The 2,752-nt window shown below is 74.7% G+C and carries 2 protein-coding genes; one reads left to right on the plus strand and one right to left on the minus strand.

The genetic code is table 11. The features are described from left to right. Window positions 1-51 precede the first annotated feature (51 nt). Window positions 52-2,112: a glycogen debranching N-terminal domain-containing protein gene (locus ACFU7Z_RS38455; RefSeq protein ID WP_380782769.1), complete on the minus strand. Its 2,061-nt coding sequence runs from the start codon at window positions 2,110-2,112 to the stop codon at window positions 52-54. A gap of 218 nt (window positions 2,113-2,330) precedes the next feature. Between ACFU7Z_RS38455 and ACFU7Z_RS38460 the strand changes: the two genes are divergently transcribed. Beyond that, window positions 2,331-2,752 (plus strand): LacI family DNA-binding transcriptional regulator (locus ACFU7Z_RS38460; protein ID WP_380782771.1); only part of this gene is annotated, 422 nt, incomplete at its 3' end.

The following is a 2,752-nucleotide window of genomic DNA, read 5'->3' on the forward strand; positions in this document are numbered from 1 at the left end:
ACCTGTGTTCCGCGCGACCGAAGCGCCGTCGGCGCACCGCGGTGCCGCCGGTCAGTCGACCACGGTGACCGTGAAGCCCTCGGGCGCCCGCAGCCGGACCGCGCCGGTGTGGTCGGTGGTCACCTCGATCGGCAGTCCGGCCACCGTCAGCCCCTCGATCCGCAGCGACTCGTACCCGGCGGGCACCCGCGCCCGGACCGTCAGCCGGCGGCCCGGTGCGTCGGCCTCCAGGCCGAGCAGCGACTGGAGGACCGTCACGGCGGAGGCGGCGGCCCAGGCCTGCGGGCGGCAGGACGCCGGGTACGGGACGGGACGGGCGTAGTGCTCGCGCGGGTGGCCGCCGAAGAGCTCGGGCAGCCGGTGGTCGAAGCCCGCGGCGGCACGCACCAGTCCGGCGGCCAGCGGCTCGGCGGCCTCGTGCAGTCCGGCCTTGGCGAGGCCGTGGACGGCGATGGCGCTGTCGTGCGGCCAGACCGAACCGGTGTGGTAGCCGAGCGGGTTGAAGCCGGCCGCGGCGGCGTCCAGGGTGCGCAGCCCGTAGCCGCTGTCCATGCCCGGGGCGGTGAGCCGGGCGGCGACCAGGGCGCTCTCCTCGGCGTCGAGCAGGCCGGTGCCGAGCAGGTGGCCCATGTTGGAGGCGATCGAGTCGACCCGGCGCTTGCCGCCGTCGAGGGCGACCACCGGGTAGCGGCCGTTTCCGTCCTCGGTCCAGAAACTGTCGCGGAAGCGTTCCCGCAGACGCTCGGCCCACTGCCGCCAGTGCTCGGCGCCGGGCCGGCCGAAGGCCTCCAGCAGGTCGGCCGCCTTGACCGCCGCCTCGTGGGCGTAGGCCTGGACCTCGCTGAGCGCGATCGGGGCGTCGGCGATCCGGCCGTCGCGGAAGCGGATGCTGTCGGAGGAGTCCTTCCAGCCCTGGTTGGACAGGCCGCTGCCGGTGCTGTCCACGTACTCCAGGAAGCCGTCGGCGTCAGCGTCGGCGTACCGCTCCAGCCAGTCGAGGGCGGCCTCGGCGTGCGGGAGGAGGTCCTCGACCTGGTCGGCGGGCAGGCCCCAGCGCCAGGCGTCGTGCAGCAGGACGAGCCAGAGCGGGGTGGCGTCGGCGGTGCCGAAGTAGCAGGGCGGCAGGTGGGCGCCGGTGTCGAGGTGCTGCTCGGCGCGGCGGACCTCGTGCAGGATCTTGCCGGGCTGCTCCTCGGTGGCCGGGTCGACGGCGCGGCCCTGGCGCCGGGCCAGGGTGCGCAGGGTGCCGGCGGCGAGCTCGGTGCCGAGCGGGAGGAGCATCCGGGCCGCCCAGAGCGAGTCGCGGCCGAACAGGGTGAGGAACCAGGGCGCGCCGGCGCCGAGGAAGGTGTCGGCGGGGCTCAGCGGGTCGGTGAGCAACAGGCCGCGCAGGTCCCGGTGGGAGCGGGCGAGCCAGTGGCCGAGGTCGTGTTCGCGGCCGGTGACCTCGGGGGTGCGCCAGGGGGCGGCGTCGGCGGGCGGGGCGGGGAAGAGGTCGCCCTCGGCGTGTTCGGCGGTGCACTCCAGGACGGCGTGCCAGGACTGGCCGGGGGCGAGTTCGATGTCGTAGCCGGCGGTGCCGGTGGCGGGGTCGAGGTGGTCGGGGGCCGGGGTGAGGGCGAGGACGGCGGTGAGCGGGCCCCGGCTCCAGCGCAGTGCGTCGTCGCCGTCGGCGCCGGCGGTCAGCGGGGTGTCGGCGCGGCCGGCCTTGACGGTGTCCATCGCGGCGAAGTCGCTCTCGGCGCGCAGGTCCAGGCGCAGCCGGGCGGTGAGGTCGCCGCCATTGTGGACGGTGTAGCGCTCGGCGAGGCGTCCGGGGGCCAGTTCGCGGCGGCGTTCCAGGGTGGTGGCGGGGTCGGCGGTCCGCTCGGCGAGACCGCGCAGCACGGTGACGAAGGTGGTGCTGCCGTCCGGGCCCTCGGCGGTGGCGACGGGGGCGTTGGGGACGCCGGGGACGCTGGCCTCCAGGCGGGAGAGGATCCGGCGGTCCCCGTGGAAGAAGCCGTCCGCTCCCCCGGCGAACCGGCCGTCGGGGCGGGAGGCGCAGAAGCTCGGGGCGGCCACGGAGAGCCGGGCGTCGTGCAGGAACGGCTGCAGGTCAATCGCTTCCATCGCTGACATGGTCTCTTCATCCTCTGCTGGGGGCTTGACAGTTGCTTCCACCCGGGCGCAACCTTTCTGCCGTTGGAGCGTTCCAAGACATTAACCCCCCTGGTGGGGATGATGGAACCCCGGATTGGAACGCTCCAACATTCATGTCGATGGAGACAGAACCTAGGATCGCCGTCATGCATGCACACTCATCGCCCCGGCCCAGGACAGGGTCCGCCGTGACCCTCGAGATGGTCGCCGCCCGGGCCGGCGTGGGCCGCCAGACGGTCTCCAACGCGATCAACTCGCCCGAGCTGCTGCGCCCGCAGACGCTGGAGCGGGTCCGGCGCGCCATCGACGAGCTCGGCTACCGGCCGCACCGGGCCGCGCAGGCCCTGAAGACCAGGGCCAGTCGGCTGATCGGCTACGGCATCCGCTCCAGCAGCACCGGCGTCGCGACCCCCGTCCTGGACCGGTTCCTGCACTCGCTCTCCGAGGCCGCCGACCGGGCCGGCTACCGGGTGGTGCTGTTCGCCGTCGCCCCCGGGGACGACGAGCTCACCAGCTACCGGCAGCTGCTGGACGAGCACGGCGCGGACGGCTTCGTGCTCAGCGGCACCGACCGCGGCGACCGCCGCCAGGGCTGGCTGCACGAACAGGG

It is taken from the genome of Kitasatospora sp. NPDC057518, assembly GCF_042802075.1.
GTDB lineage: Bacteria > Actinomycetota > Actinomycetes > Streptomycetales > Streptomycetaceae > Kitasatospora.